Raw genomic sequence first — 26,557 nt, forward strand, 5'->3', positions numbered from 1 at the left:
GGTGCTCCGTCGAACATCTGGCCACGACGCTACGGAGCCGGCTCGGGCTCGCGCATCGGCAGAACCGCGCACATCCGGCGCGCAGGTCTGCACCATTCGATGCAGGGCCACGCGCGGCGCCGGTCACCGCGTGCGCTTCCCGGAATGCTCGTGCCACCACGCGGCGGCCGCGGTGCGCGAGGCGACGTCGAGCTTGAGGTAGACGTTCGCGAGGTGCCGGCTCACGGTCTTCTCGCTGATGAAGAGCTCGTCGGCGATCTGCCTGTTCGCCTTGCCGTGTGCGACGAGTTCGACGATCTCGCGTTCCCTGGCCGTCAGCGGCCCGCCGTCACCGGCCGCCGCCGCGAACCCGACGACGACCGGCAGCGCACCGAGCCGCTCGAAGATCACGCCCGCCTGCTCCCGCAGCTGCGCGGCGAGGGCCGGCTCCGCGCGGAGCTCCTGCGCGGTGGCGAGCCAGCTCAGCACGTTCGCCTGCTCCCAGGGCTGCCCGAGGCGGCGGAACAGGTCGAGGGCAGCGTGCAGCCGACCGATCGCACCCGCGGCATCGCCGGCGTGGATGAGGAGCATACCGCGCGCGTGCGCCGCCCACGCACGGAATCCGTCGCTACCGTAGGCCCGCGCGTCGTCCTCCAGCTCGTCGAGCAGGTGTTCGGCCTCGCGCGGGCGGCCGTCCGCGAGGGCGATCTCGATCCCGGGACGCAGCAGTCGCGCGCGGCCCATGCGATCGCGGCGGTCGAGCGCAGCGGCGATCATCGCCGCGGCGCGCCCGGTGTCGCCCTCCGTGAGCACCAGCAGCGCCTCGCCCGGCGCCGGGTCGATCCCCGCCTCGCTCGCGCGGCGATACGCCTCGCGCGCTCCGGCAGGGTCGCCTCGCAGGCGCCGGATCTCGCCCAGCTGGTTCCATCCCTCGCCCGCGATCCAGGGATGATCAGAGCCGAGATCCTCGCACGCGCGCTGCAGCGCCGCCTCCGCAGCATCCCAGTCCCCGCTGGCGGACTGCAGTTCGAGCCGGTGCACGCGGCACACGCCGGCGTAGACGACGTCCGCACCGCGCGACGCGCACCATGCTTCGGTGGCGCGGGTCCAGTCCGCCATCCGGCGGAAGTCCGCAAGCTCGTGGCACACGGCGATCGTGGTGCACAGCACGTCGCCGGCCCACTCCGCCTCGAGCTCGTCCGACACGACGCACAGCATCGCCTCGTCGAGCTGAGCGAACCCTTCCGCGGTGCGCCCCGCCCGGATCGCGGCCATCCCGGCCACGACGGCGCTCAGTGCCGAGACCGCCGGCTGGCGGAGCGCGGCCGCCAGCTCCTGCATCCGTGACACGCTCTCGGCCGGCCACAGCGCTCCGGTGTCGTCGAGGTCCATGGACGCCGCGACATAGACGTCGTAGGCGTGGCCCCTCCCCTCGGGCAGATCCGCGAGGATCCGGCGCGCGCGCCGGTGCCAGGCGCGCCCGACGGTGAGCCGGCCGCGGGTGAGCAGCACCAGCGAGAGCACCATCGCGGCCTCGGCGGCGCCCATGTCGTCCCCGTCTTCGGAGAGCATCCGGAAGGCCGAGTCCAGGTGTGCCAGACATGCCTCCTGACGGCCCAGCCACCACTCGCACGACGCGAGGGCGCGCAGGTCCGCGCCGGTGGCCGCACCGTCGCGGCGGGCCCCCTCGAACGCCTCCCGCGCCTTCTCCCAGTCACCGGACCGGAAAGCCGACCGAGCGCGCTCGAGTTCGGCGACCGTGTCCGCCATGCGGGAATGGTACCGCCGTCGCCGGCCCGTGTCCGGGTGTCGCCCCGCGGACCCGCCGCGCCCGCGCCGAGAGCCCGTAGAGCACGAGCATGATCGCCATCGTCGTGAGGTAGAAGCCGTGCAGGATCCAGATCGGCCCGAACGGCAGGCTCAGCACGTAGAGCGTGTACACGGCGTTGCCGACGTTGCCCATCACGAGGGCGCTGAGGCTGTAGGAGCGCAGGTCGCCGGAGCGGACGGCCTTGACCACCATCGGCAGGTTGGCCGCGGCGAATAGCACGGTCGAGACCGTACCGGCGAGCGTCGCAGCGTCCATACAGGGAAGATACGGATGCTGCCACCCGCGATACATCCGCAGTTATACCCATTTCCGCCGGGGGCTGCATGATTCGCCCCGTGCGGGGCCGCGTTCAGGCGGACAGAACGGATGCTGCCTGCCGCGCGGCGCCGAGTGCGACGTACTCGCCCGGCTCGGGCACCTCCACCGGCAGGCCCAGCACGAGCGGAGCGATCCGGCGCACCGCCTCGGACTGCGCGCCGCCGCCGACGAGCAGCGCCCGCTCGAGCGGCACGCCCAGCCCGCGCAGCGCCTCGAGCCCGGCCGCGAGGCCGGAGAGCATGCCCTCGACCGCCGCGCGCGCGAGGTTCTCGCGCGTCGTGGAGGCGAGGGTCATGCCGGTGAGGGATGCCGTGGCGTCGGGCAGGTTCGGCGTGCGCTCGCCCTCGAAGTACGGCACGAGGGTGAGACCCGCGGCGCCGGGAGCGGCGGCGAGCGCCAGTCGCGAAAGCTCGGCGTGATCGACCCCGAGCACGCGCCCGATGGCGTCGAGCACGCGGGCGGCGTTGAGCGTCGCGACGAGCGGCAGGAAGCGTCCCGTGCAGTCGGCGAAGCCCGCGACCGTGCCGGTGGGGTCGATGGTGCGCTCCTCGCTCACGGCGAAGACGGTGCCGCTCGTGCCGATCGAGACGACCACGTCGCCCGGTCCGGCGCCCAGTCCCAGGGCCGCGCCCGCGTTGTCGCCGGCGCCGCCGCCGACGCGTCGGCCGTCGGCATCCGTCACCCACTCCTCGGGTCCGAGCACGCGCGGCAGTACGGCGTCGTGGCCGAGGGCGGCGACGAGGAGGTCGCGGTCGTAGCCGCCGGTGGCGGGGTTCCAGTACCCCGTGCCCGAGGCGTCGGAGCGGTCGGTGACGAGCTCGTCGAGCACGGGCCCCCGAGGCGACTCGCCCGCCGGCCCGAAGCCCCGCAGCCGCCACGTCAGCCAGTCGTGCGGCAGGGCGACGGCGGCGACGCGCGCGGCGTTGTCGGGCTCGGCGTCGCGCAGCCAGCGGAGCTTGGTGATGGTGAAGGATGCCACGGGCACCAGGCCCGTCCGCCGCGCGAGCTCGTCGGCGCCGAACTCGGCGGTGAGGTCGGCCGCGGCCCGCGCCGAGCGGGTGTCGTTCCACAGGAGGGCGTCGCGGACGACCCGGCCGTCGGCGTCGAGCGCGACCATGCCGTGCTGCTGCCCGCCGATCGCCCAGGCGTCGACGTCGTCGATCCCGCCGGCGTCGGCGATCGCGGCCTGCAGCGCGGTCCACCAGGCTTCGGGGTCGACGGAGGTGCCGTCGGGGTGCGACGCGCGCCCCTGGCGCACGACCGCGCCGGTGGCGGCATCCGTGATCACGACCTTGCACGACTGCGTCGACGAGTCGACCCCCATGACGAGCGTCATTGCTTGCAACCTTCCTTCATGTCCCGATCAATGCTCTTGGTGTCCTGGTTTCCGCCCCTGGAGGACCCCCTACAGCGCAAAGTGGGACACGCCGCGCTGAGAACGGGAGGAAACGGATGCGGCGGCCGACCTCTTCGGTCGGCCGCCGCCCTCTCGGATCAGGTCAGCCGCGGGCGCCGAGCAGGTGCTCGGTCGCGAGCTGCTGCAGGCGGACGAAGCCGAAGCCCTTGCCACCCAGGTAGGCCGAGGCGTCGAAGTCCTCGTACGCCGAGCGGTCGGCGAGGAAGTCGTCGTACGACTCGCCCTCGTTGAGCGTCGGCACCGACAGCTCGTCGACCTTCGCGGCGGCGAGCGCCTCCTGCACCTCGGGGTCGGCGCGGAAGGCCGCGGCGCGCTCCTTGAGCAGCAGGTAGGTGCGCATGTTCGCGGCGGCCGAGTCCCAGACGCCCGTCTCGTCCTCGGTGCGCGAGGGCTTGTAGTCGAAGTGACGCGGGCCGTCGTACGCGGGCACGCCGCCGGGGCCGCCGTTCTCGAGCAGGTCGACGAGCGCGAACGCGTTGTGCAGGTCGCCGTGGCCGAAGACGAGGTCCTGGTCGTACTTGATGCCGCGCTGGCCGTTGAGGTCGATATGGAAGAGCTTGCCGTGGTACAGCGCCTGGGCGATGCCGGCGGCGAAGTTCAGGCCCGCCATCTGCTCGTGGCCGACCTCGGGATTGAGGCCGACGAGCTCGGGGCGCTCCAGCGAGTCGATGAACGCGATCGCGTGGCCCAGGGTGGGCAGCAGGATGTCGCCGCGGGGCTCGTTCGGCTTCGGCTCGATGGCGAAGCGGATGTCGTAGCCCTTGTCTGTGACGTAGTCGCCGAGGAGGTTGACGGCCTCGCGGTAGCGCTCGAGGGCGGCGCGGATGTCCTTGGCCGAGTCGTACTCGGCGCCCTCGCGACCACCCCACATGACGAAGGTCTTCGCGCCGAGCTCGGCACCGAGGTCGAGCTGGCGGAAGACCTTGCGCAGCGCGAAGCGGCGCACCTGGCGGTCGTTCGACGTGAAGCCGCCGTCCTTGAAGACCGGCGCCGAGAAGAGGTTGGTGGTCACCATCGGGATGATGAGGCCGGTGTCGTCGAGTGCGCCCTTCAGGCGGTCGATCTGCGTCTGGCGCTCGGCATCCGTCGACCCGAAGGCGAACAGGTCGTCGTCGTGGAAGGTGAGGCCGTAGGCGCCGAGTTCGGCGAGCTTCTCGACCGCGTGCACGACATCGAGGTGGTTGCGGGTCGGCCCGCCGAAGGGGTCGGTGCCGTTGTAGCCGATGGTCCAGAGGCCGAACGAGAACTTGTCGGCGCGGGTGGGGGTGGGCATGACGCTCCTTCGCGGTAAATGTTGCTGACGACAACCTATACCAGAACGGGTGCGGCGTCCACCCGCAGTCAGCGCGGCTCCGACGGGGCGGTCCACCGGGCGGCGCTCACGCGGCAGGCGGTGTCCGGTTGTGACAGGAAGTTCACCGGGCATTAACACGACGGGTGGCAGGCAGGACGGACAATGATCTCGGGAACGCGATCCGCTTCGCATCGACGTCGGCGTCAGCCTTTAGTCGGCCTTTCCCACCTGCGTCAACCCCTGTGCGGGAGCCGCCCGCCAGGCGGAGGATCGGGGCACGACGAGAGGAGTCTCCCCAATGGTGCTCGAGAGACCGTCCTCACCGGCAAGGCGAGGTGCCCTGCGCTCACGCGCCGTACCGGGACTGCACGAACTGCCGCCAAGACGGCCGCAGCCACCGGCGCCCGATGACTCGACCGTCCGGTGGGAGCGCATCGACATCGATCGGTACGAGGTCCGCGCCTCAGGGGTGACCGTCGGCTTCATCGACGTGGTCGGGGCTGTGTTCGTCGTCCTCGCCGGTCCTCGTTACGACCGGGCCGTGGAAGCGCTGCAGACGCTCGATTTCGCTGTCGCCGTCGACGCGATCACCCCCGCCGACACTGAGCGCCCGATCGCCTGATCCTCGGCATCGCGCGATGCCATCGGTTTGGATCTTCGCGCAGCAAATCCCGGTCGCCGCCCCGCCGCCCCCTACAGTGAGACGGTGAGCGATCCGTCGGCAGCCGAGGGTGTGCGTCAGCGCAACCTGGCCCGACTGCTGCGCCTCGTACACCTCGAGGGCCCGCTCTCCCGAGCTCGACTCACCGAGGCCACCGGACTCAATCGGTCGACGATCGCCGATCTCGTGGGCGAGCTGGTGCGCGAAGGCCTTGTCGTGGAGCGCGCACCCGATCCGTCTCGTCGCGTCGGACGCCCCTCCCCCGTGGTCGTCGCCGACGCGCGCGTGATGGCGATCGCCGCCAACCCGGAGGTCGACGCCCTCACGATCGCCGCCGTGGGGCTGGACCGCGGCATCCCGGTCCGCGAGCGCATCGAACTCGACCACCTGCTGTCACCGGATGAGACGGCCCGCCTCATCGCCGAGCGCATCGAGGCCTGGCGAACGGGGGATCTCGCGGGCGCGCGGATCGTCGGCGTCGGACTCGCCGTGCCGGGACTCGTCAGGGCGGCCGACGGACTGGTCCGCAACGCCCCGCACCTGCGCTGGGCCGACGCCCCCGTGCGCGACCTCGTCGCCGATGCCACCGGCCTGCCGACCGTCGCCGGCAACGACGCGACCCTGGGCGCCATCGCCGAGCACCTCTTCGGCGCCGCCGCCGGGTTCGATGACGTGGTCTACCTCAACGGCGGTGCGAGCGGCATCGGCGGCGGTCTCATCGTGCACGGGCAGCCGCTGCTCGGCGCCGGCGGCTACACGGGCGAGTTCGGGCAGAATCGGCCCGGCATCGCGTCGGCGGCCGACCGTCGCGCCGATGACGGCGTGCTCGAGGACGAAGTCAGCAGGGCTCGCCTGCTCGCCGCGGTGGGACTGCACTCCGCCGACGAACCCGCGCTGGCGGCGGCTGTGGCCGCAGCCGGCCCCACCGCCGCCGAGGAGGTCGCACGGCAGCGCCGCATCCTCTCCACGGCGCTCGCCAACGCCGTCAACGCGCTCAACCCCTCCATCGTCGTGCTCGGCGGTTTCCTCGCGACCATCGCCGCCGTCGATGTGCCGGGACTCGGGGCCATGGTGCAGGAGCAGACCATGTCGGCCACCAGCGAAGAGCTCCTCATCCGTGTCGCCTCGCTGGCTGAGGACCGCCTGCTCATCGGGGCCGCCGAGGCCGCCTTCGCCGAGCTGCTCCGGGACCCTGGCGGCGCCGCTCGGAGCTGACCTCACGCGGCGCCGCTCCGAGCCGACCTGGCCGGTGCGCCGCTCGGAGCCGACCTCACGGCGGCGGCGCGGTGGTGTCCCGCGGCACCAGGCGCGTGGGCAGCTTCACGTGGGTGACGGCGGGCGCCTTCCCCTCCATGAGCCCCATGAGCATCCCGACCGCCTCGGCCCCGAGCACCTGCATCGGCTGGCGCACCGTCGAGAGCGCCGGCGTCGCCTTGGACGCCTCCGGCACGTCGTCGAATCCGATGACCGACAGCTCGCGCGGAACATCGATGCCGAGCTCGGAGGCGACCTTGACGATCTCGAGGCCGGAGGTGTCGTTGGCGGCGAAGATCGCGGTCGGTCGGTCGGGGCGGCGGAGCATCTCGAGTGCGGCCACGCGGACGGCGTCCTGCTGGTAGCTTCCCGAGCCCACGAGCGCCGGGTCGAGCGGGATGCCCGCATCGGCCAACGCTCGTCGGTAGCCCGCGTCGCGCGCGATCGACGAGCGCAGATCCCGGCGACCGGCGATGAAGCCGATGCGCGAGTGGCCGAGCTCGATGAGATATCGCGTGGCCTGCAGCGCGCCTCCGAAGCTGTCGCACTCCACGATCGGCCGATCCGCAGGACCTGTGTGCGGATCGATGGCGACGACCGGCACCTCGGCCCCGACGTTCACCACCGTAGGGGTGACCATGATGGCGCCGTCGATGAGCGTGCCGCTGAGCCGTGAAAGCGAACGCCGCTCCCATCCCTCCGCTGCGCCATGCGATCCGGAGTACGCGAGCAGGTCATACCGGGAGTCGCGCAGCGCTTCTCCGACGCCCTTGAGGATCTCGGCGCTGAAAGGCTCGAAGTCGGCGACCAGGACCCCGATGACTCCGGTCTTGCGCGATCGCATGCTGCTGGCGATGAGGCTCGACTCGTAACCGAGCTCGGCCACGACAGCGAGGACCCGATCCACCGTTTCGCTGGCCACGCCATAGCGCCCGTTCACCGCCTTCGAGACGGTCGCGACCGACACGCCTGCGGCTGCGGCGACGTCGGTGATGGTGGGACGACGGTTCATGTTTCGGAATCATAACGGCTTCGAAACCGTTATTGAAAACGTTTGACAACCCTTTTGTTGTCAACGCAGACTTTTTCTCGCCCGGTCTGCACGCCGGGCGGCGCGCGACCCGATCGCGTCGACCATCAGCACCTCGCAGCAGAGGTGCCCTCGAAGAAGAGACGGGAATCACATGATGGGCAAGAGAATCCTCGCGGGTTCCGCAGCACTGGTCATCGGCGCGCTCGCGCTCGCCGGCTGCAGTGCCGGCGGATCCGAGAGCGGAGACGGCAACGTCGAGATGACGCTGTGGCAGAACTCGACGACCGGCCCCGGCCAGCAGTTCTGGAAGGACGCGATCGCGGCCTTCGAGGACGAGAACCCGAACGTGACGATCAAGATGCAGTCGATCCAGAACGAGGACCTGGACGGCAAGCTGCAGACGTCGCTCAACGCGGGCGACCCGCCGGACATCTTCCTCCAGCGCGGCGGCGGCAAGATGGCGGCGATGGTCCAGGCCGGTCAGCTCAAGGACCTCACCGGACAGGTCACGGGAGAGGCCGAGGAGAACATCTCCGAGGGCGCCTTCAAGTCCGTGAGCTACCAGGACAAGGTATGGGCCATGCCTCTGTCGATCCTGCCCGGCGGCATCTTCTACAGCCAGGATCTGTACAACGCGGCCGGCATCACCGAGACGCCCACCACGATCGACGAGCTCGTCGAGGCCAACGACAAGCTCAAGGCGACCGGCGTCGCCCCGCTTGCGCTCGGCGCGAAGGACGCGTGGCCCGCGGCGCACTGGTTCTACTGGTTCGCCCTGCGCGAGTGCTCTCCGGCGACGATGGAGGAGACGGGCGACTCCAAGGACTTCAGCGACCCGTGCTGGCTCAAGGCGGCTGAGGATCTCAACGACTTCGCTGCGACGGAGCCGTTCAACGAAGGCTTCCTCACGACCCCTGCACAGCAGGGCGCGGGAAGCTCGGCCGGTCTCGTGGCCAACCACAAGGCGGCCGGCGAGCTCATGGGTGCGTGGGACCCGGGTGTCATCGCGTCCCTGACGCCCGATGAGAAGCCGCTCCCCGACCTCGCGTGGTACCCGTTCCCCGAGGTTCCGGGCGGCGAGGGCGAGCCCGGCTCGATCATGGGCGGCGTCGACGGCTACTCGTGCGCGGCGCAGGCGCCGAAGGAGTGCGTCGACTTCCTCAACTTCGTGGCATCGGACGCCCAGCAGACGGCGTACTACAAGGCGTACAACTCGCCGCCGGTGAACCAGGTCGCGCAGGAGGCGGTCACCGAGCCCTACCTGAAGCAGATCCTCGAGGCCTTCAACGCGGCTCCGTTCGTCTCGCAGTGGCTCGACACGGTGCTCGGCCAGAACGTCGGCAACGCGCTCAATGTGGCCGTCGTCTCGATGCTCGCCGGGCAGAGCACGCCCCAGCAGATGATCGACGAGGCCAACAAGGCCGGGGCGAAGGGCTAGGAAGACTTCCCATGCGTACAAGCGAGACCCCGAAGACGGACGATCGCCCGGAGACGGATCTCGCGCAGCGTACCGGGGGCGGCGGCGTCACACCGCCGCCCTCGGCATCGCCGCGCCGCCGATCTCGAGGAATCGGCTGGTCGGGCCGTCTGGAGATAGCGATCCTGGCCGGGCCGGCGATCATCTTCTTCGTCGGCTTCGTCATCTTCCCCGTGATCATGGCGGCGTACTACGGCTTCTTCGACTGGCACGGCTACGGGCCGGCCACGGACTTCATCGGCCTGAAGAACTACGTCACGATCCTGACCGACCCCGACTTCCAGGAAGCCCTCGGCCACAACGCGTTCATCGTCGTCACGTCGATCCTCATCCAGGGGCCGATCGCCCTGCTGCTGGCGCTCCTGCTCAACCGCAAGATGCGCGGGCAGTCCGTCATCCGCGTGCTCATCTTCGTGCCCTACGTGATCGCCGAGGTCGTCGTGGGCACCGGGTTCAGCCTGCTGCTGGCGACCGAAGGCGGCCTCAACGGCGTGCTGGAGAAGTGGGGCCTCGACGCGCTCGTCCACGACTGGCTCGCCGATCCGAGCATCGCCATCTGGACGCTCGTGGCGATCATCACCTGGAAGTACGTCGGCTTCGCCGTCATCCTCTTCCTCGCGGGCCTTCAGAGCATCCCCGACGAGCTCTACGAGGCGGCTGCGATCGACGGCGCCACGTACTGGCAGATCCAGCGGCGCATCACGATCCCGCTGCTCGGGCCGACCCTGCGCATCTGGGCCTTCCTGTCGATCATCGGATCGCTCCAACTCTTCGACCTCGTGTACATCATCTGGGGCCAGTACGTCGCTCCCGTGGCGGGCACCTCCACGATGGCGACGTACATGGTGGCCAACGGCCGCAACGCCGGCAACTTCGGCTACGGCAGCGCGGTCGCGGTCGTGATCTTCCTGATCTCCCTCGTCGTCGCCCTCATCTATCAGCGCTTCGTGCTGCGCCGCGACACCGCGGGCGCGCTCACCGAAAGGAACGCAGAATGACCACCGCCACACTGGCGACGATCGAGCTGCCGCCGCCCCGCCGTCAGCGCATGCGGCGCGCCACGCCGGCCGTGTGGTTCGTCGCGCTCCTCGTGATCGGGCTGATGATCGCGCCGGTCCTGTACATCATCCTCGGCGGGTTCCGCTCGAACGCCCAGATCACGACCGACCCCGGAGGCCTCCCGGACCCGTGGGTCTTCACGAACTACCTCGAGGTCCTCACGGGGGGCGTCTTCTGGCAGCTCGTGCTCAACTCCACCATCGTCGGGATCGCGACGACCGCCGGCGTCATCGCGCTCGGCCTGATGGCGAGCTACGTGCTCGCGCGCTACCGCTTCCGCGGTAGGGGCGCGCTGTACGCGCTGTTCGCGGCGGGGCTCATGTTCCCGATCACCGTCGCCATCACGCCGCTGTACATCGTCGTGCGCGACCTCGGGCTCATCAACTCGCTCGCGGGCGTCATCCTGCCCCAGATCGCCTTCGCCCTGCCGACGACGATCATCATCCTCGTGCCGTTCCTCCGCGCCATCCCCGACGAGATCGAGGAGGCGGCGTTCATCGACGGCTGCAGCCGCCTGGGCTTCTTCTGGCGCATGGTGCTCCCCCTGGCCGTGCCGGGAGTCATCACGGTCGGCATCCTCGCCTTCATCGGAAGCTGGAACAGCTACCTGCTGCCGCTGTTCCTGCTCAACGACAACGCGAACTTCACGCTCCCCCTCGGCGTGCAGGCGTTCTCCTCGCAGTACTCCGTCGACACGGCGAAGGTGCTCGCCTTCACGTCGCTGTCGATGATCCCCGCGCTGGCGTTCTTCAGCCTCTTCGAGCGACGGATCGTCGGCGGGCTGACGGGAGCGGTCAAGGGATGACGGACAACGAACTGCGCGCCGTCTCGGAGCGCGTCCTCGCGCTGCACGCACGGATGACCGTCGACGAGAAGCTCGCACAGCTCGTCGGCTACTGGGTCGACCAGGGGAACGAGGTCGTCGCGCCGATGGCCGGCGAGATGGTGACGTCGACGCGGTACGAGGACGCCACGGTGAACGGCATCGGACACCTCACCCGGGTCTACGGCACACGCCCCGTAGACCCGGTCGCCCGGGCCGAGTGGCTCTGGGCGGAGCAGCGTCGCCTCCGGGAGCAGACGCGCCTGGGGATCCCCGCGATCGTGCACGAAGAATGCCTCACCGGGCTCGCCGCGTGGAAGGCCGCGACCTTCCCCACGCCGCTGGCCTGGGGCGCCGCCTTCGATCCGGAGCTCACCGAGGAGCTCGGCGCGGCGATCGGCCGCTCCATGGCCGCGCTCGGGATCCATCAGGGGCTCGCTCCGGTGCTCGACGTGATCATGGACCCCCGATGGGGCCGTGTGGACGAGTGCATCTCGGAGGACCCGTACGTGGTCGGCACGATCGGCACGGCGTACGTCAAGGGACTGCAGTCGGCCGGCGTCCACGCCACCCTGAAGCACTTCGCGGGGTACTCCGCGTCGCAGGCGGGTCGCAACCACGCCCCCGTGCACATGGGCCGCCGGCGACTGCAGGACACCGTGCTCCCGCCGTTCGAAATGGCCGTGCGCGACGGTGGGGTTCGCGCGGTGATGAACTCCTACGCGGAGATCGACGGCGTTCCGGTCGCCTCGAACCCCGAGCTGCTCACCGCCCTCCTGCGCGACGAGTGGGGATTCGACGGCACGGTCGTCGCCGACTACTTCTCCGTCGCCTTCCTCCACGCCCTGCACGGGGTCGCGGCAGACCTCGGCGAGGCCGCGCTGCTCGCACTGCGCGCGGGGATCGACGTGGAGCTGCCCACGGGCGACGCGTTCGTCGAGCCCCTGCGCGCACTGCTGGACTCGGACGCCCAGGCGCGCGCCGACGTGGACCGCGCCGTGCTGCGTGTGCTCTCGCAGAAGGAGGAGCTCGGTCTGCTCGACGAGGACTTCTCTTCCCCGCCGACGCAGGTCGACCTCGACAGCCCGGAGCTTCGCGGTATCGCCCGGCGCACGGCCGAGGAATCGGTCGTGCTCCTCCGCAACGACGGCGTGCTCCCGCTCGCGGCGCCTCGCACGATCGCGCTCATCGGCCCGAACGCCGACGCCGCGGAATCGCTGATGGGCTGCTACTCGTTCGCCAACCATGTGCTGGCGCACCATCCCGGCACGCCGCTGGGCTTCGAGATCCCCACGGTCGCCGAAGCTCTGCGCGTGGAGTTCCCCGGCGCCGACATCGTGCTCGAGCGGGGCTGTGATGTCGAAGGCGACGACGAGCACGGCATCGCGGACGCCGCCCGCGCGGCGGCCGATGCCGAGGTCGCGATCGTGGTCGTGGGTGACCGCGCCGGCCTGTTCGGACGCGGAACCGTCGGCGAGGGCAACGACGTGGACGACCTGGAGCTGCCCGGTGTGCAGCGCACGCTCGTCGAGGCCGTGGTCGCCACCGGCACCCCGACCGTCGTGGTCGTCGTCTCGGGGCGCCCGTACGCGATCGGCTGGATGCTGGACGGCGCCACCCCGGCCTCCGCGGTGCTGCAGGCCTTCTTCCCCGGCGAGGAGGGCGGAGCCGCGATCGCCCGCATCGTGTCGGGCGCGGCCGAGCCGTCGGGCCGGCTGCCGGTCTCGCTTCCCCGGTCGGCGGGCTCGCAGCCGTACACGTACCTGCATCCGGTCCTCGGCGGGCCGACCGAGATCACGAGCGCCGACAACACTCCGGCACGGCCCTTCGGGTTCGGGCTGACGTACACCGCGTTCGCCCGAGAGGATCTCACGGCGTCGGATGCCGCGACGGACGGCGCCATCACGGCGCAGGTGCGTCTGTCGAACGTGGGCGACCGCACGGGCACCGATGTCGTGCAGCTCTACGCCAGGGACATCGTGGGCTCGGTCACCCGCCCCGTCGCGCAGCTGCTCGCCTATCACCGCGTCACACTGGAACCGGGAGAGTCGGCGACCGTCGCGTTCTCGGTGCCCACGTCGCGGCTCGCCTTCACCGGACGCGACGGTCATCGCATCGTCGAGCCCGGTGCGGTGGAGCTGTGGGTCGGCGGATCGTGCGCCGAGCGCGACACCGAGACCCGGATCGAGCTCGTCGGAGCCGTGCACCCGATCACGGCCGACGCCCCCCGCACGGCGACGGCCACCGTGTCGGCCCTGGTTCCCGACCCTCGGTGAGACCGACCCCCGCAAGACGAAGGGCCCCGAGTGCGCAACGCACTCGGGGCCCTTCTTCGTGTCGGCAGGACGGGGCGGATGCCTCGGCCGGCCGGGTTCTCTCAGAGCCTGCGCCAGTGCTCGGCGGGGGTGAGCGGGACCAGCGACGGACGCTCGACGGTCGTCGTCAGCGACTCACGCACCCCCGACGCGGCCGATGCGGCGAGCGCGGTCATGATCTCGAGCACGTGCAGGGCCATGGCCCCGCTGGCGCGACTCCCGCCCGCGACGAGGTCCAGCAGCCCGATGCCGCGTCCCGAGTCGACGTACCCGGCGGAGGGCTCGAGCGTCTCCCACGATGCGTCGCGGGTGTGCAGCTGCACGTCGCCGTCGAAGTGGTTCGGGTCCGGCACGAGGAGAGACCCGTCGACGCCGTGCACCTCGATGGGCGCCGCCGTCGAGCGGACGCCGTCGAAGCTCATCGTGACGGTCGAGATCGCCCCCGACGCGTGGTGCAGGATGCCGGTGAGATGCGTGTCGACCTCGACCGGGACGCCCTCCCCCGCCCGAGGTCCCGAGCCGATCACGCGCTCGTCGCGCGACCGCGAAGACGCTCCCGACACCGCGGACACCGGTCCGAGCAGCTGCACGAGCGACGTGACGTAGTACGGCCCCATGTCGAGCAGCGGGCCGCCGCCCTCGCGGTAGTAGAAGTCAGGCTGCGGATGCCACGACTCATGGCCCGCCGAGATCCACATCGCCGACGCCGACACCGGGCGACCGATCCGCCCGTCGTCGATCGCGGCGCGGGCGGTCTGCACGCCTGTCCCGAGCACCGTGTCGGGAGCACCCCCGACATGCACGCCCGCGGCGGTCGCGGCATCCGTGATCCGCAGAGCGTCCGCGAAGGTCGCCGCGAGGGGCTTCTCTCCATAGACGTCCTTGCCGTGTGCGATGGCGGCGAGCGCGACCTCGGCGTGGGCGGCGGGGATCGTGAGGTTCAGGACCGTACGGATGCTGCGATCCTCGAGCAGCTCGGCGGTGGTGAGCGCGCGGCACCCGGGGATGCCCTCCGCCGCGGCGGCCGCGCGTGCCGGGTCGAGGTCGGCGACGGCGGCGATGCGCACGCTCGAGGCCGGGAGCAGGGTGTCGAGGTACTGGCGCGAGATCACGCCGAGCCCCACGATCCCGACATCGGTCACCGTGCCGCGGCTCATCGTGCTGCCCACAGCATGCCTCGCTCGATGATCGTGCGGACGTTGTCGTCCTGCAGCACGTCGAGGCTGTGTCCGGGCGTCGACACGAACACGCGCCCCTGTCCCCAGTCGCGCGTCCACACCGCCGGCGACGTGATCGGCCGGTGCCACGGGTGATACGGCTGCACGGGGTGCGTGGTGGTCGCGAGCACGTCGTTGAGGTCGTCGTGCAGCACCCAGTACTGCTCGGTCGTGAGCTCGAAGTCGTCGATGCCCGCCATGATGTCGTGGCTGCGGCCGAGTTCGGAGATCTCGACCGTGTAACGCAGGTAGTTGTCGCTCTGGTCGCCGTGCACCTCGTCGGGATGCTTCGACGGGTGGGTGGCGAACTGTCCTCCCACGAGCTGGAGATAGTCGGAGCTCGCGCGGAACGAATCCGCGATGCCCCCGTGCCACCCGGCGAGCCCGGTGCCCGCGGCCACCGCGTCGCGGAGGCCGCGGATCGCCTCCTGCGACGCCTCGGACATCGTCACCGACTGCACCACGAGGTCGACCCCGGCCATGCGGTCGGCGTCGGCGTACACCTGCGGGTCTTCCTCGACGGTGACGTCGAAGCCGCTGGAGCGGAGGAACGGCAGGAAGAGCTCGGTCGCCTCGACCGGGTGATGGCCGTCCCATCCGCCGCGGACGACGAGGGCGGTGCGTGTCATTCGGGGGTCCCTTCTTCGGTGCCGGCTGCCACCGGCGTGAGGATGCTGTCGTGAGCGGCGCTCTGCTCCACCGCGGCGAGCACGCGCTGCACCTGCGTCGCGTCGGCGAAACTCGGAGACACCGCGATCTCACCGGCGACCGCGCGCACGAAGTCGACGGCCTGGTGGGCGAACAGGTGCTCGTAGCCGAGTCCGTGTCCTGCGGGCCACCATGCTCCGGCATACGGATGCTGCGCCTCGGTGACCTGCACGCGCCGGAAGCCCTGCGCGGCATCGGCTTGTGCGTCGTACACCTCGAGCTCGTTCATGCGCTCGAAGTCGAACGCGATGGCGCCGCGGTCGCCGTTGATCTCGATGCGGTTGGCGTTGCGCCGGCCGGTCGCCATGCGGGTCGCCTCGAAGACGCCGAGTGCACCGCCGTCGAAGCGCGCAGTGAAGGCGGCGGCGTCGTCGACGGTCACCGAAAGCCGGTCGGAGGTGTCGGCGGCGACTCCGCCGAGTCCCTCCACGGCCGCGCGGCGGGGCCGGGAGGCCACGAAAGTTCGGATGGTGGCCGACACCGCATCGATGCGCTGGCCAGCGAGCCACTGTGCGGTGTCGATGCTGTGGGCGCCGATATCGCCGAGGGCGCCCGAGCCCGCCCGGTCGCGGTCGAGGCGCCACGTGTGCGGGGAGTCCGGGTCGCTCAGCCAGTCCTGCAGGTACTGCGCGCGCACGTGCCGGATCTCGCCGATGCGCCCCTCTTCGATGAGCCGGCGGGCGAGCGCGAGTGCCGGCGTGCGGCGGTAGCTGAAGCCGCACATCGCCACCGCACCGGACCGGACGGATGCTGCGGCCGCGGCATCCGTCATCTCCTGCGCTTCGGCGACGGAGTTGGCCAGCGGCTTCTCGCACAGCACGTGCTTTCCGGCGGCGAGCGCTGCGAGCGCGATCTCGGCGTGGGTGTCGCCGGGCGTGCAGATGTCGATCACGTCGATGTCGTCGCGCTCGACGGCTTCTCGCCAGTCGACCCCGTGCTCGGGCCACTCCCAGCGGGCGGCGGCCTCGGCCGTCGCATCGGCGCGGCGGCCGACGAGCAGCACGTTCTCCGGCGCGAGCGGCAGGTCGAAGAAGTGCGGCGCCGTGCGCCAGGCCTGTGTGTGCATGCGGCCCATGAAGCCGGTGCCGATCAGCGCGATGCGCAGCGGGGATGTCGTCGTCGTCATCGTGGTCGTCCCTTCCCGGAACAGACGATGCCACCGGGGACTCGCGCTGGTCGAGGAACTTGCGCAAAACTGGTCGCATGCCTGCCCGCGTGACCCTCGCCGCCGTCGCGGTCCACGCCGGCGTGAGCGTGGGCACCGCTTCGCGCGCCCTCTCGGGCCGCGGCGACCTCGCCCCGGCGACACGGCGCCGGGTGCTCGCCGCGGCGCGCGCACTGGGGTACGCCCGCGATCCGGCGGCCGGCGGGCGACCCTCCGGAAGCTCACGCCTCGTCGACCTCGTGCTCGGATGGTTCCACAACGCCTACTCCGACGAGGTGACCGCCGGTGCGCGCAGCGCGGCCGCGGCCGCGGGCTACGACCTCGTCCTCACCGAGGAGCGCGACACCCCGGACGACGACTGGCCGATGCGCATCCGCCGGCGCGGTTCGGCGGGCGTGGTCCTCGGGCTCATCTCGCCGACGGCATCGCAATTGGCCGCGATCACGGATGCGGAGATCCCGGTCGTGCTGATGGACCCGCAGGCCGAGACCTCCCGCGGCCTCGCGAGCGTCCGGACGACGGACCGCGAGGGCGCGTTCGCGGCGGCGACCCACCTCGTCGAGCGCGGCGCGACGCGATTCGCGATCGTGCTCGGATCCCCGCCGTACCGATACGGCCGCGCGCGGAACTCGGGTTTCCGGGAAGCGCTGCGGGTGGCGGCCCCCGGCGCCGACCTCGTCGCGCTGCAGGCGGACTGGAGCGGAGCGGCGGCGCGTGAGGCGGCACTGCCCCTCCTGCGTGGCCTCGCACCCGGCGAACGCCTCGGCGTCTTCGCGTGCACCGATGAGATGGCTGCGGGCGTGTACGCCGCCGCCGCGGCGACCGGGCGCCGCATCCCCGACGAGGTGCTCGTCGTGGGGTTCGACGATCTGCGGGGCGCGCGGTGGCTGACCCCGCCCCTCACGACCGTGCGGCAGCCGATCCGCGAGATGGCGGCGGCCGCCGTGACGGCCCTCGCCGACGCCGCGGCCGGCGCCGCACTGCCGCCGGCGCCGATCGTGCTGCCGACCCGGCTCGTCGAGCGCGGCTCCACCTGAGGATCCGGACGGACCGGTGGCCGCAGCATCCGAACCGGACGAAACGTCGCAGGTCGACGCGCGGGGCACCCGAGTAGCGTGGGAGCAGTCTGACGGAAGGCACCCCATGTCGATCACGACCGAACGCCACGCCCGCACCGATGCCGAACTGCAGCAGATGGCCAAAGACCACCTGTGGATGCACTTCGCCCGCCAGTCCGTGATGACCGACGGACCGGGTGTGCCGATCATCGTCAAGGGCGAGGGTCACCACATCTGGGACTCGCAGGGCAAGCAGTACATCGACGGCCTGGCGGGATTGTTCGTCGTCGCCGCGGGCCATGGCCGCAAGCGCCTCGCCGAGGTCGCGGCGAAGCAGGCCGAGCAGCTCGCGTTCTTCCCCATCTGGTCGTACGCGCACCCTGCCGCGATCGAGCTCGCCGACCGGCTGGCCGACTACGCCCCGGGCGACCTCAACAAGGTGTTCTTCTCCACCGGCGGCGGCGAGGCGGTCGAGACGGCGTTCAAGCTCGCGAAGTACTACTGGAAGATCCAGGGCCAGCCGACCAAGCACAAGGTGATCTCGCGCTCGGTGGCCTATCACGGCACTCCCCAGGGTGCGCTGGCGATCACCGGCATCCCAGCGATGAAGTCGATGTTCGAGCCGGTCACGCCGGGCGGCTTCCGCGTGCCGAACACCAACTTCTATCGCGCCGCCGACATGGGGGCGCCGTCGGGAAGCCTCGAGGAGTTCGGGGTGTGGGCGGCCGACCGCATCGAGGAGATGATCCTCTTCGAAGGCCCCGACACGGTCGCGGCGGTCTTCCTCGAGCCCGTGCAGAACTCGGGCGGCTGCTTCCCGCCGCCTCCCGGCTACTTCCAGCGCGTGCGCCAGATCTGCGACAAGTACGACGTGCTGCTCGTCTCGGACGAGGTCATCTGCGCGTTCGGACGCATCGGCCACATGTTCGCGTGCGACGCCTACGGGTACGTTCCCGACATGATCACATGCGCGAAGGCGATGACCAGCGGCTACTCGCCGATCGGCGCGACCATCGTGAGCGACAAGGTCTACGAGCCGTTCGCCCACGGCGACCGCGCCTTCTATCACGGCTACACCTTCGGAGGGCACCCGGTCTCGGCGGCCGTCGCGATGGCGAATCTGGACATCTTCGAGGAGGAGGGCCTCAACGAGCGCGTCCGCGAGAACTCTCCGCTGTTCCGCTCGACCCTCGAGAAGCTCACCGACCTGCCCATCGTCGGCGACGTGCGCGGGGACGGGTACTTCTTCGGCATCGAGCTCGTGAAAGACAAGGCGACGAAGGAGACCTTCGACGACGACGAGTCCGAGCGGCTGCTGCGCGGGTTCCTGTCGAAGGCGCTGTTCGATGCGGGTCTGTACTGCCGCGCCGACGACCGCGGTGACCCCGTCATCCAGCTCGCCCCGCCCCTCACGATCGGACCCGCGGAGTTCGACGAGATCGAGCAGATCCTGCGTAGCGTCCTCACGGAGGCATGGACTCGACTCTGACGCTTCCGCGCGCCCGACCGCGCAAGCGGGTTATGGTTGCCCCGTGGGCACGATCTACTACGGCGGTGGCGCGACGCCGATCCATATCGAGGACCGTGCGCTGGCGCATCTGAAGGTCGTCATCGCGACGAAGCTGCGCCGCGACGAAAGCTTCACGGTGTCATGGCAGCACCCCGACGACCAGCCCAGGGGCCGCAGCACGATCTGGCTGCACCCGTCGATCCCGCTGCGGTTCGTCTTCGACGACCCCGAACCCGCCGAGCTCAGCCGCGAGTGGATCGAGGAGCTCGCCAACTCGGCCAGCTCGACAGGCGGCATCATGCTGGTCGCCGAGCACTTCGACACCGGCCCCCTGCCCGTGCTGCAGGGTGTCGAGGGCGGCGACGCCCCCGATGTGGCACTCGGCAATGTCGACGTCGAGCACCTGGATGTCGATCGGCTCACCGTCGGCGGCACCGAGGTGACGCCCGACGACGTCACCGGCTAGGGCTCATCCCTCCGTCGGCCGCGGCGCGTCGTCGTCCTCGGGCTCCGGAAGGATCGCCAGCCCGTTGGGGCCGCTGGCCGAGAGCATCAGCTCCTCGACCCAGCGGCGGTTGATGCGCGGGTGCCGGCTGCCGAAGAAGTGGAACTGGATCGGCACCGAGGGGTGGATCCAGAAGCTCCGCCGGCCGCTGCCGTCGCCGATCTCGACGTCGAACATGAAAGGCTCGGAGCGGCGCAGCTTGTTCATCATGACGATGCGCAGATGCGCCAGCGTGCGGTCGTCGATGTCTACCGAGTTGGCGTTGGTGTCGTAGATGAACCGGCCCATGGCAGGAGCCTAACGCCGGATCAGGGCGGCGCGAATGCCCTGATCAGCGGGGCGCGAATGCCCTGTCAGCGCGGCGCGAACGCCGCCGCGAAGAGCGCACGGGCTCGGCGCGCGAGTGCGGGCCGCTGGGACCGATCGGCACGGGCGAGCTCGGTCGCCAGCATCCCGGTCGCGAGGGTCACATCTTCGGTCTCGATGTGCGATCCGATGCGCCCGGCGGCCCGGTCACGCGCGACCAGACGCTCCACGAGCGCCTGGAATCGCGCGCCGAGCGACGCGACCCGGCGGTCGGAGAGATCTGCGGTGATCAGCTCGATGAACGCCGTCGACACGACCGCTTGATCCACCACACGATCGAGCAGATTGTCGATCGTGCGGTCGGGCGGCGCCATGTACTCCTCGAGATCGCGCACGTTGTCTTCGAAGACGGCGACGGCGAGGGCGGTGCGGTCGGGGAAATGACGGTACAGGCTTCCTTGCCCGACGCCGGCGCGCTTGGCGACGGCGCTGAAGGGGGCCTGGAGCCCGCCTTCGGCGTAGACCTCGCGGGCAGCGGCGATCAACGCCTTGCGGTTGTCGGCGGCTGCGGCGGGGCCTCGGTTCCGGCGAGGAAGCGCACGGGGGGATGCGGTGCTCGGCACGGCTGTAGCCTAGTACCGGACAGAGGTGTCCGGTAAGATCGCCCCGAAGGGCCGCCGTGTCGTCGCGCTCACCGCCGATGTCGACGACGACATGATGCCATGGCGAGTCGCCGAATCTTCGGCGTCAGAACGGCCAGACGAGCGGGACGTACCAGACCGCCATCACGAGGAAGAACAGCACGAGCGGCAGGCCGAGCTTCCAGTAGTCACCGAAGCGGTACCCGGCCGGCTCCATCACCATGAGGTTCGCGGGTGTCGCGATGGGCGTGAGGAAGGCTGCCGCACCCGCGACGGTGAGCGCCATCATGAAGGGCTGCACCGACAGCTCGAGCGACTGCGCGACCGAGATCGCGATGGGCGCGACGATGAGCACCGTCGCCGTGTTGCTGATCAGCTGTCCGAGCACCACCGTCAGCCCGCACAGGGCGAGCAGGGCGACGTGGGGCCCCGCGTCGCCGAGGACCGCCAGCATCCCGTTCGCCACGAGGTCCGCCGTGCCGGTGCTGATGAACGCCGTCGACAGCGGGATCATGCCGGCGATGAGCACGACGGTCGTCCATGAGATCGAGTGGTACGCCTGCGTCACGGTGACCGTGCGGGTGAGCACGAGTGCGCAGGCAGCAAGCAGCGCGGCCACCGCGGGCGGGACCAGTCCCGTCGCGAGCAGCAGGATCATCGCGAGCAGGATGCCGATCGCACGCTTCGCCCCCTTGCCGAGCGGGACCGACCGCCGCAGCCGCGCGGGATCGTCGACGACGAGCACCCCCGGGTCGCTCGTACGGCGCGAGAGGTCGTCCCACGCGCCCTGCAGCAGCAGCGCATCACCGGCCTGGACGACGAACTCCGTGCCTCTCATCGGCTCGTCGCCCCGCCGCGCGGCGAGCACCACGAGGTCGCCGTCGGGCGTGGTCATGCCGGCGCACACGTGCTTGCCGATGAGGGGCGACCGCGGCGCCACGACCACCTCGGTGACGCCGGTCTCAGGCCCGAGGAGCACGCCGGTATCGAGGGTGAGCGAATACTGCTGGCGCAGCAGGCGCGCGTGCCGCACGAGGTCGAGCGGCATGAGGGCGCCCTTGCGCTCGGGGACCAGACCGCCGCCGGCGATGAGGATCGCGACGGTTCCGAGGAGGACGGGGATGCCGACCAGCGCGAACTCGAAGAACCCGAACTCCCGCCCGCCTGCCGAGGCGGCGAACTCGGAGACGATGATGTTGACCGGGGTGCCGGTGAGCAGCAGGAGCGAGCCCGCGGACGCCGCGAACGCGAGGGGCATGAGGAGCTTCGACGAGCCGATGCCCGCGCGGGCGGCGACGACCACCACGAGCGGCAGGAGCGCCGCGACCGCGCCGTTGATGCTGATGAGGGCCGTCAGCACGGCGACGAGGAGCGAGATCACGACGAGGAGAGTGGTGCGCTTCGTCCCGGCGCGGCCGATCACCTTCTGACCGGCCCACGCGGTGACACCCGTGGCGTCGAGCGCCTCGCTCACCACGAACAGCGCGGCGATGAACAGCACCGTCGGGTCGCCGAAGCCGGCCAGCGCCTCCGGCAGCGTCAGCACGCCCGTGAAGAAGAGGGCCAGCGCGACACCGATCGCCACCACGCCGATCGGCATGCGGTTGCTCACGAACGCGACCACCGCGAGCAACAGGATGACGAGCGTTGCGGTGACGGGGTCCACGGCCCCAGCGTAGCCACCGCCCTCCCGACGGGTTCGGACCTCAGCCGCGGAGGGTCGCGAGGCCCGCGACATCGTAGGCGAGTTCCACCGCCTCGAAGATCGCGGCGTCGATCGTGCGGGGGGCGAAGGCGTCGCCGATCACGACGACACGGGCAGGCACGGATGCTGCCGCCGCAGCATCCGTGTCCAGCCCGGGAACACCGATCGACGCCCGCGGCTCGATCGCGACGACGGCGTCCACCCCGCGGATCGCGTCAACGGCCCCGGTCAGCGCATCGCGGATCGTGACCGCGCCCGGCTCGATGCGCTCGACGCGGCGGGCGACGCTCCGCCGGAAGCCGCCGTGCGCGCCGAGCCGATCGAGCAGGAGCGGGCGGTCGTACCCGGCGCCGATGTGCGGGAAGACGGTCTCGAACGGGGTGATCAGCTCGAGCTTGTCGACCTGCTCGAGCAGGGTGAGCACGATGCCGGCCGCGTACGCCGTGCCGTCGGCATCCACCACCGCGATCCTCCGGCCGAGCGGAGCCCCCGAGACGGCTGCGAATGCGTCGACCGTGCCCTCGGCCGGGAACCCGCCGGCGTAGGCCCCGCCGAGCGCGAGCGAGGTCGTGGCCGGCGCGGCGGCTCCGGTCGCCACGACGACGCCGTCCGGCCCGAGTCCGCGCACCGCCTCCGCCGTCGCCGCGACGCCGAGCCGCACATCGACGCCGACCGCCGCGAGGTCGCGTTCGAGGTCGTCGACGAGCAGCCCCACGCTCTCCCGGCCGGGCACGCGGCGGGCGAGGCGCAGCTGTCCACCGAGCTCGCCGGTCCGCTCCAGCAGCGTGACCGCGTGCCCGTCGGAGGCCAGCTCGACGGCCGCACGCATGCCCGCCGGGCCGCCCCCCACGACCACCCACCGCCGCGACGACGCCGCTCGCGGACGCCCGCCGCGTTCGAGCTCTCGGCCGGCGAGCGGGTTCACGGTGCACGACATCGCGAGTCCTCGGCTGCCGCGGCCGAGGCATCCCTGATTCAGCCGGATGCAATGACGGATGCCGCGCTCCCCCGTGTCGACGGGTGCGACCCCGAGCAGCTTGCGCCCGAGATCGGGGTCGGCGATCTGCGCGCGGGTGAGCGCGACCATGTCCGCGACGCCGGAGCCGACCACCTCCTCGGCCTCCTCGACCGCGCGGGCCGCGCCGACGCCGAACACCGGCACGTCGGGGTTCGCGGCCTTGATGGCGGCGACGTCGTCGCGCAGCCAGGCGTAGGGCATCGGTGACGACGGGAAGACGTAGTGCACGTTGTGGTAGCCGCCGGCGGCGAGGTCGAGGAAGTCGATGCGCGCCTCCTGCCGCAGGCGCGCGATGACCTCGCGCATCCCTGCGCCGTCGATCCCGTCGGGGTGGAACTCGTTCGCCACGATGCGGATGCCCACGGTGAAGTCGTCGCCCACCCGCTCGCGCACCGCGCGCAGCACCTCGCGAGGGAACCGCGTGCGGCCCTCGAGGCCGGCGGCGTCCTCGCCGGCGCCGTATTCATCGGTGCGGGCGTTGTAGAGCGGCGAGAGGAACTGATGCAGCAGGTAGCCGTGCGCCATGTGGATCTCGACGCCGTCGAAGCCGCCGTCGCGGGCGCGCTCGGCCGACAGCGCCCACCCCTCGACGAACGACGCGATGTCAGCACGATCCATCTCGCGGGTCGCGTGTCCGGTCGACGGCGAGATCGACCGGGACGGCGCGTACACCGCCCGCGGCCCGTCAGGCCCATCGGGCTGCGCCTGCGCGCCGTGGTGGTTGAGCTGCACGAAGATCTTCGCGCCCGCCTCGTGCACGGCATCGGTCATCCGTTTCGAGGCGGCCACGCCCTCAGGGCGATACGCGTCCTCGAAACCCCGGATCGAGCCGGTCGGGTGCACGAAGTGGTTGCCGGCGACGAAGAGCCCGCATCCGCCGAGGGCGCGGCGCACGAAGTACGCCGTCTCCCGGTCGGACTCGACGCGGTCGGAGTACTGCTTGGAGTGCGCCGTCTGCATGATCCGGTTCGGCACCGTGACGGCGCCGATCCGAAGCGGCTGCGCGAGGACGGACGATCGGATGCCGGGGCTCGCGGTCATGCCCTCGAGCCTACGTCCGGTGGCGTCAGAGGCCGGAAAGAGCCTGGTCGAGATCCGCGAGGAGGTCGGCGGACGACTCGATGCCGACCGAGAGGCGCACGACCTCCGGCGGAACGGCGAGCTCGGTGCCGCGCACGGAGGCGTGGGTCATCTCGTCGGGGTAGTTCATGAGCGACTCGACGCCGCCGAGGGACTCCGCCAGCTGGAACAGGCGCGTCGACTCCGCGAAGCGACGTGCGCACGCAGCATCCGCCAGCGCCACCGACACGATCCCGCCGAAGCGGCTCATCTGCCGCGCGGCGAGCTCGTGCCCGGGGTGCCCAGCGAGCCCGGGGTAGTAGACCCGCGCCACCGAGCCGTGACCCGACAGGAACTCCGCGATCTCCTGCGCGTTCTCGCTGTGCCGCTGCATGCGCAGGGCCAGCGTCTTGATGCCGCGGGTCGTCAGCCACGCATCGAGCGGGCCCGACACGGCGCCGACCGCGAACTGCAGGAACTTCACCTCGCCGTACAGGGTGTCGTCGTTGAGCACGAGCGCGCCGCCGACGACGTCGGAATGCCCGCCCAGGTACTTGGTCGTGGAGTGCACCACGACGTCGGCGCCGAGCGCGAGCGGCTGCTGGAGCGCCGGCGACGCGAACGTGTTGTCGACGACGACGAGCGCACCGGCGTCGTGCCCCAGCTTCGCGAGGCCCGCGATGTCGGTGATCCGCAGCAGCGGATTGCTCGGCGTCTCGACCCACACGATGCGCGCCGGGCGTTCCTCGAGGGCTGCGCGCACCGCGCCGAGGTCGCTCATGTCGACGACCCGGATGCCGACGCCCCACGCGCCGAGCACCCGCGCGATGAGGCGGTACGTGCCGCCGTAGACGTCGTTGCCGAGAAGAACCTCGTCGCCGGGCTTCAGCGCGGCGCGCAGCAGTGCGTCCTCGGCGGCGAGGCCGGAGGCGAACGACAGCGCGTGGGCACCACCCTCGAGCGCGGCCAGCTGCGTCTCGAGCGCGGTGCGCGTGGGATTTCCGCTGCGGCCGTACTCGTATCCCTGGCGCAGCCCGCCGATGCCGTCCTGCGCGTACGTCGTCGAGAAATGCACCGGCGGGATCACGGCCCCCGTCGTCGGGTCGAAGGCCTGCCCGGCATGCACCGCGCGGGTCTCGAACCCGCGGTCGTTCGTGGACTCGGTCATTCGGGTGCTCCTTGGGTGGGGGTGACGGATGCCTCGGGCCCGCGATGTGCGCCGGGTGAGAGGTCGGATTCTCCGACCTCGAAGCCGTGGTCGCGCATCCAGCCGTCGTCGTAGAACCGGTCGAGGTAGCCGCGGCCGTGGTCGGGCAGCAGCACGACGACGACCGCATCGGCGGGGAGATCGCGCGCGGTGCGCAGCGCCGCTACCACCGCCATCCCGCTCGATCCGCCGACGAGGAGCCCCTCCTCGCGGGCGAGTCGGCGCGTCATCGCGAATGCCTCGGCGTCGGAGACGCGATGGATCTCGTCGGGCACCGACGGGTCGTAGCTCTCGGGCCAGAAGTCGTCGCCGACGCCTTCGACGAGGTAGCCGTGCAGCGGCCCGCCGGAGTAGATCGACCCCTCCGGGTCGGCCCCGACGACCCGCACGGCGCCGCCCGACACCTCGTGGAGAAAGCGGCCGGTGCCGGTGATGGTGCCGCCGGTGCCGATGCCCGCGACGAAGTGGGTGACCCGCCCGTCGGTGTCGCGCCAGATCTCCGGCCCGGTCGTCTCGTAGTGGCTGAGGGGTCCGTTCGGGTTCGCGAACTGGTTCGGCTTGAATGCTCCGGGGATCTCGCGCACGAGCCGGTCCGCCACACTGTAGTACGAGCGGGGATCCTCGGGCGGCACGCTCGTCTCGGTCACGACGACCTCGGCCCCGTAGGCCTTCAGCACGGCGACCTTGGCGCCGGCGAACTTGTCGGGCACGACGAAGATCATCCGGTAGCCGCGTTCGATGGCGACGAGGGCAAGGCCGACTCCGGTGTTCCCGCTCGTCGGCTCGATGATCGTGCCGCCCGGCAACAGCTGCCCGTCACGCTCGGCGGCGTCGATGATGCGGCGGGCGATACGGTCCTTGGCGGACCCGCCGGGGTTGAAGTACTCGACCTTCGCGAGCACCGTCGCGGCGATGCCGTCGGTGACACGGGTCAGCTGGACGAGGGGGGTGTCGCCGACGAGGTCGGCCACGCTCTGGGCGTAACGCACGTTGTGTC

At 71.1% G+C, this 26,557-nt stretch carries 22 protein-coding genes and 1 pseudogene; 9 read left to right on the forward strand and 14 right to left on the reverse strand.

Features of this window, described 5'->3' with window-relative positions; genetic code table 11:
* Positions 1–123: 123 nt before the first annotated feature.
* The 4 genes from JNB61_RS15170 to xylA all read right to left on the reverse strand — a co-directional run bounded on the left by JNB61_RS15170 (position 124) and on the right by xylA (position 4,818).
* The gene (locus tag JNB61_RS15170; protein WP_220340145.1) at positions 124–1,749 is read right to left on the reverse strand and encodes a LuxR family transcriptional regulator; all 1,626 of its coding nucleotides are present in this window, start codon (positions 1,747–1,749) and stop codon (positions 124–126) included.
* A complete protein-coding gene (locus JNB61_RS15175) occupies positions 1,694–2,065 on the reverse strand; it encodes a hypothetical protein (protein ID WP_220292105.1) in 372 nt (123 codons plus the stop codon). The genes JNB61_RS15170 and JNB61_RS15175 overlap by 56 nt, the downstream gene beginning before the upstream one ends.
* A 94-nt stretch (positions 2,066–2,159) precedes the next feature.
* Positions 2,160–3,464, reverse strand: coding sequence for a xylulokinase (gene xylB / locus JNB61_RS15180; protein ID WP_220340146.1), 1,305 nt, complete (start codon positions 3,462–3,464; stop codon positions 2,160–2,162).
* 163 nt (positions 3,465–3,627) lie between these two features.
* Positions 3,628–4,818 (reverse strand): xylose isomerase, encoded by a 1,191-nt coding sequence (gene xylA / locus JNB61_RS15185; RefSeq protein WP_220292101.1) that lies wholly within the window; start codon positions 4,816–4,818, stop codon positions 3,628–3,630.
* Between the two features lie 319 nt (positions 4,819–5,137).
* On the opposite strand from xylA, the gene JNB61_RS15190 reads away from it, so the two are divergent.
* Together JNB61_RS15190 and JNB61_RS15195 are read left to right on the forward strand one after the other, a co-directional pair.
* Positions 5,138–5,461 (forward strand): hypothetical protein, encoded by a 324-nt coding sequence (locus JNB61_RS15190; RefSeq protein WP_220340147.1) that lies wholly within the window; start codon positions 5,138–5,140, stop codon positions 5,459–5,461.
* A gap of 84 nt (positions 5,462–5,545) precedes the next feature.
* Positions 5,546–6,715 carry an ROK family transcriptional regulator gene (locus JNB61_RS15195; RefSeq protein WP_220292091.1) on the forward strand — a complete coding sequence of 390 codons (1,170 nt, stop codon included), beginning with the start codon at positions 5,546–5,548 and terminating at the stop codon, positions 6,713–6,715.
* A gap of 55 nt (positions 6,716–6,770) precedes the next feature.
* On the opposite strand, the gene JNB61_RS15200 is transcribed toward JNB61_RS15195, so the two are convergent.
* A complete protein-coding gene (locus JNB61_RS15200; RefSeq protein ID WP_220340148.1) occupies positions 6,771–7,766 on the reverse strand; it encodes a LacI family DNA-binding transcriptional regulator in 996 nt (331 codons plus the stop codon).
* 172 nt (positions 7,767–7,938) lie between these two features.
* On the opposite strand from JNB61_RS15200, the gene JNB61_RS15205 reads away from it, so the two are divergent.
* From JNB61_RS15205 to JNB61_RS15220, 4 genes are read left to right on the forward strand one after another with little or no spacing between them, the layout of a single operon-like run.
* The gene (locus JNB61_RS15205) at positions 7,939–9,225 is read left to right on the forward strand and encodes an ABC transporter substrate-binding protein (RefSeq protein ID WP_220292087.1); all 1,287 of its coding nucleotides are present in this window, start codon (positions 7,939–7,941) and stop codon (positions 9,223–9,225) included.
* 11 nt (positions 9,226–9,236) lie between these two features.
* Positions 9,237–10,262 (forward strand): carbohydrate ABC transporter permease, encoded by a 1,026-nt coding sequence (locus JNB61_RS15210; protein WP_220292085.1) that lies wholly within the window; start codon positions 9,237–9,239, stop codon positions 10,260–10,262.
* Positions 10,259–11,128: a carbohydrate ABC transporter permease gene (locus JNB61_RS15215; protein ID WP_201448830.1), complete on the forward strand. Its 870-nt coding sequence runs from the start codon at positions 10,259–10,261 to the stop codon at positions 11,126–11,128. Before JNB61_RS15210 ends, JNB61_RS15215 begins: the two co-directional genes overlap by 4 nt.
* The gene (locus JNB61_RS15220) at positions 11,125–13,422 is read left to right on the forward strand and encodes a beta-xylosidase/alpha-l-arabinosidase (protein WP_220340149.1); all 2,298 of its coding nucleotides are present in this window, start codon (positions 11,125–11,127) and stop codon (positions 13,420–13,422) included. The genes JNB61_RS15215 and JNB61_RS15220 overlap by 4 nt, the downstream gene beginning before the upstream one ends.
* A 101-nt stretch (positions 13,423–13,523) precedes the next feature.
* Here the strand turns inward: JNB61_RS15220 and JNB61_RS15225 are convergent, their stop codons facing one another.
* Genes JNB61_RS15225 through JNB61_RS15235 form a run of 3 tightly spaced genes read right to left on the reverse strand, consistent with a single transcriptional unit; the run spans position 13,524 to position 16,512 of the window.
* Positions 13,524–14,618, reverse strand: coding sequence for a Gfo/Idh/MocA family protein (locus tag JNB61_RS15225; RefSeq protein WP_220292163.1), 1,095 nt, complete (start codon positions 14,616–14,618; stop codon positions 13,524–13,526).
* The gene (locus tag JNB61_RS15230) at positions 14,615–15,307 is read right to left on the reverse strand and encodes a ThuA domain-containing protein (RefSeq protein ID WP_220340150.1); all 693 of its coding nucleotides are present in this window, start codon (positions 15,305–15,307) and stop codon (positions 14,615–14,617) included. Before JNB61_RS15230 ends, JNB61_RS15225 begins: the two co-directional genes overlap by 4 nt.
* Positions 15,304–16,512 carry a Gfo/Idh/MocA family protein gene (locus tag JNB61_RS15235; RefSeq protein ID WP_220340151.1) on the reverse strand — a complete coding sequence of 403 codons (1,209 nt, stop codon included), beginning with the start codon at positions 16,510–16,512 and terminating at the stop codon, positions 15,304–15,306. Before JNB61_RS15235 ends, JNB61_RS15230 begins: the two co-directional genes overlap by 4 nt.
* Before the next feature lie 77 nt (positions 16,513–16,589).
* Between JNB61_RS15235 and JNB61_RS15240 the strand changes: the two genes are divergently transcribed.
* From JNB61_RS15240 to JNB61_RS15250, 3 genes and pseudogenes are all read left to right on the forward strand, one after another.
* Complete coding sequence (locus tag JNB61_RS15240; RefSeq protein ID WP_220340152.1) at positions 16,590–17,588, forward strand: LacI family DNA-binding transcriptional regulator; 999 nt, start codon at positions 16,590–16,592, stop codon at positions 17,586–17,588.
* Positions 17,589–17,694: 106 nt separating this feature from the next.
* Positions 17,695–19,098, forward strand: coding sequence for an aspartate aminotransferase family protein (locus JNB61_RS15245; RefSeq protein WP_220292076.1), 1,404 nt, complete (start codon positions 17,695–17,697; stop codon positions 19,096–19,098).
* A gap of 43 nt (positions 19,099–19,141) precedes the next feature.
* A pseudogene (locus tag JNB61_RS15250) lies at positions 19,142–19,444 on the forward strand (DUF7882 family protein); the annotation flags it as partial.
* Between the two features lie 144 nt (positions 19,445–19,588).
* On the opposite strand, the gene JNB61_RS15255 reads toward JNB61_RS15250, so the two are convergent.
* The 6 genes from JNB61_RS15255 to JNB61_RS15280 form a co-directional block, all read right to left on the reverse strand.
* Complete coding sequence (locus tag JNB61_RS15255) at positions 19,589–19,912, reverse strand: DUF7882 family protein (protein ID WP_220292074.1); 324 nt, start codon at positions 19,910–19,912, stop codon at positions 19,589–19,591.
* A 65-nt stretch (positions 19,913–19,977) separates the two neighbouring features.
* Positions 19,978–20,553: a TetR/AcrR family transcriptional regulator gene (locus tag JNB61_RS15260; RefSeq protein ID WP_220340153.1), complete on the reverse strand. Its 576-nt coding sequence runs from the start codon at positions 20,551–20,553 to the stop codon at positions 19,978–19,980.
* A 124-nt stretch (positions 20,554–20,677) separates the two neighbouring features.
* Positions 20,678–22,237 carry an SLC13 family permease gene (locus tag JNB61_RS15265; RefSeq protein WP_220340154.1) on the reverse strand — a complete coding sequence of 520 codons (1,560 nt, stop codon included), beginning with the start codon at positions 22,235–22,237 and terminating at the stop codon, positions 20,678–20,680.
* A 40-nt stretch (positions 22,238–22,277) separates the two neighbouring features.
* A complete protein-coding gene (locus JNB61_RS15270) occupies positions 22,278–24,335 on the reverse strand; it encodes an NADH:flavin oxidoreductase (protein WP_220340155.1) in 2,058 nt (685 codons plus the stop codon).
* 25 nt (positions 24,336–24,360) lie between these two features.
* On the reverse strand, positions 24,361–25,521 hold the full coding sequence (locus tag JNB61_RS15275; RefSeq protein ID WP_220340156.1) for a cystathionine gamma-synthase: 1,161 nt from the start codon (positions 25,519–25,521) through the stop codon (positions 24,361–24,363).
* The gene (locus JNB61_RS15280; RefSeq protein ID WP_308291277.1) at positions 25,518–26,549 is read right to left on the reverse strand and encodes a pyridoxal-phosphate dependent enzyme; all 1,032 of its coding nucleotides are present in this window, start codon (positions 26,547–26,549) and stop codon (positions 25,518–25,520) included. Before JNB61_RS15280 ends, JNB61_RS15275 begins: the two co-directional genes overlap by 4 nt.
* Positions 26,550–26,557: the final 8 nt, after the last annotated feature.

Source organism: Microbacterium ureisolvens (assembly GCF_019511645.1).
GTDB lineage: Bacteria > Actinomycetota > Actinomycetes > Actinomycetales > Microbacteriaceae > Microbacterium > Microbacterium ureisolvens_A.

Coding starts and splice junctions, on each gene's coding strand:
- JNB61_RS15230 (WP_220340150.1), bottom strand. CDS start 15,307: ATGACACGCACCGCCCTCGTCGTCCGCGGCGGATGGGACGGCCATCAC.
- JNB61_RS15275 (WP_220340156.1), bottom strand. CDS start 25,521: ATGACCGAGTCCACGAACGACCGCGGGTTCGAGACCCGCGCGGTGCAT.
- JNB61_RS15170 (WP_220340145.1), bottom strand. CDS start 1,749: ATGGCGGACACGGTCGCCGAACTCGAGCGCGCTCGGTCGGCTTTCCGG.
- JNB61_RS15175 (WP_220292105.1), bottom strand. CDS start 2,065: ATGGACGCTGCGACGCTCGCCGGTACGGTCTCGACCGTGCTATTCGCC.
- JNB61_RS15245 (WP_220292076.1), top strand. CDS start 17,695: ATGTCGATCACGACCGAACGCCACGCCCGCACCGATGCCGAACTGCAG.
- JNB61_RS15205 (WP_220292087.1), top strand. CDS start 7,939: ATGATGGGCAAGAGAATCCTCGCGGGTTCCGCAGCACTGGTCATCGGC.
- xylA (WP_220292101.1), bottom strand. CDS start 4,818: ATGCCCACCCCCACCCGCGCCGACAAGTTCTCGTTCGGCCTCTGGACC.
- JNB61_RS15200 (WP_220340148.1), bottom strand. CDS start 7,766: ATGAACCGTCGTCCCACCATCACCGACGTCGCCGCAGCCGCAGGCGTG.
- JNB61_RS15225 (WP_220292163.1), bottom strand. CDS start 14,618: ATGAGCCGCGGCACGGTGACCGATGTCGGGATCGTGGGGCTCGGCGTG.
- JNB61_RS15220 (WP_220340149.1), top strand. CDS start 11,125: ATGACGGACAACGAACTGCGCGCCGTCTCGGAGCGCGTCCTCGCGCTG.
- JNB61_RS15210 (WP_220292085.1), top strand. CDS start 9,237: ATGCGTACAAGCGAGACCCCGAAGACGGACGATCGCCCGGAGACGGAT.
- JNB61_RS15240 (WP_220340152.1), top strand. CDS start 16,590: ATGCCTGCCCGCGTGACCCTCGCCGCCGTCGCGGTCCACGCCGGCGTG.
- JNB61_RS15235 (WP_220340151.1), bottom strand. CDS start 16,512: ATGACGACGACGACATCCCCGCTGCGCATCGCGCTGATCGGCACCGGC.
- xylB (WP_220340146.1), bottom strand. CDS start 3,464: ATGACGCTCGTCATGGGGGTCGACTCGTCGACGCAGTCGTGCAAGGTC.
- JNB61_RS15270 (WP_220340155.1), bottom strand. CDS start 24,335: ATGACCGCGAGCCCCGGCATCCGATCGTCCGTCCTCGCGCAGCCGCTT.
- JNB61_RS15255 (WP_220292074.1), bottom strand. CDS start 19,912: ATGGGCCGGTTCATCTACGACACCAACGCCAACTCGGTAGACATCGAC.
- JNB61_RS15215 (WP_201448830.1), top strand. CDS start 10,259: ATGACCACCGCCACACTGGCGACGATCGAGCTGCCGCCGCCCCGCCGT.
- JNB61_RS15190 (WP_220340147.1), top strand. CDS start 5,138: ATGGTGCTCGAGAGACCGTCCTCACCGGCAAGGCGAGGTGCCCTGCGC.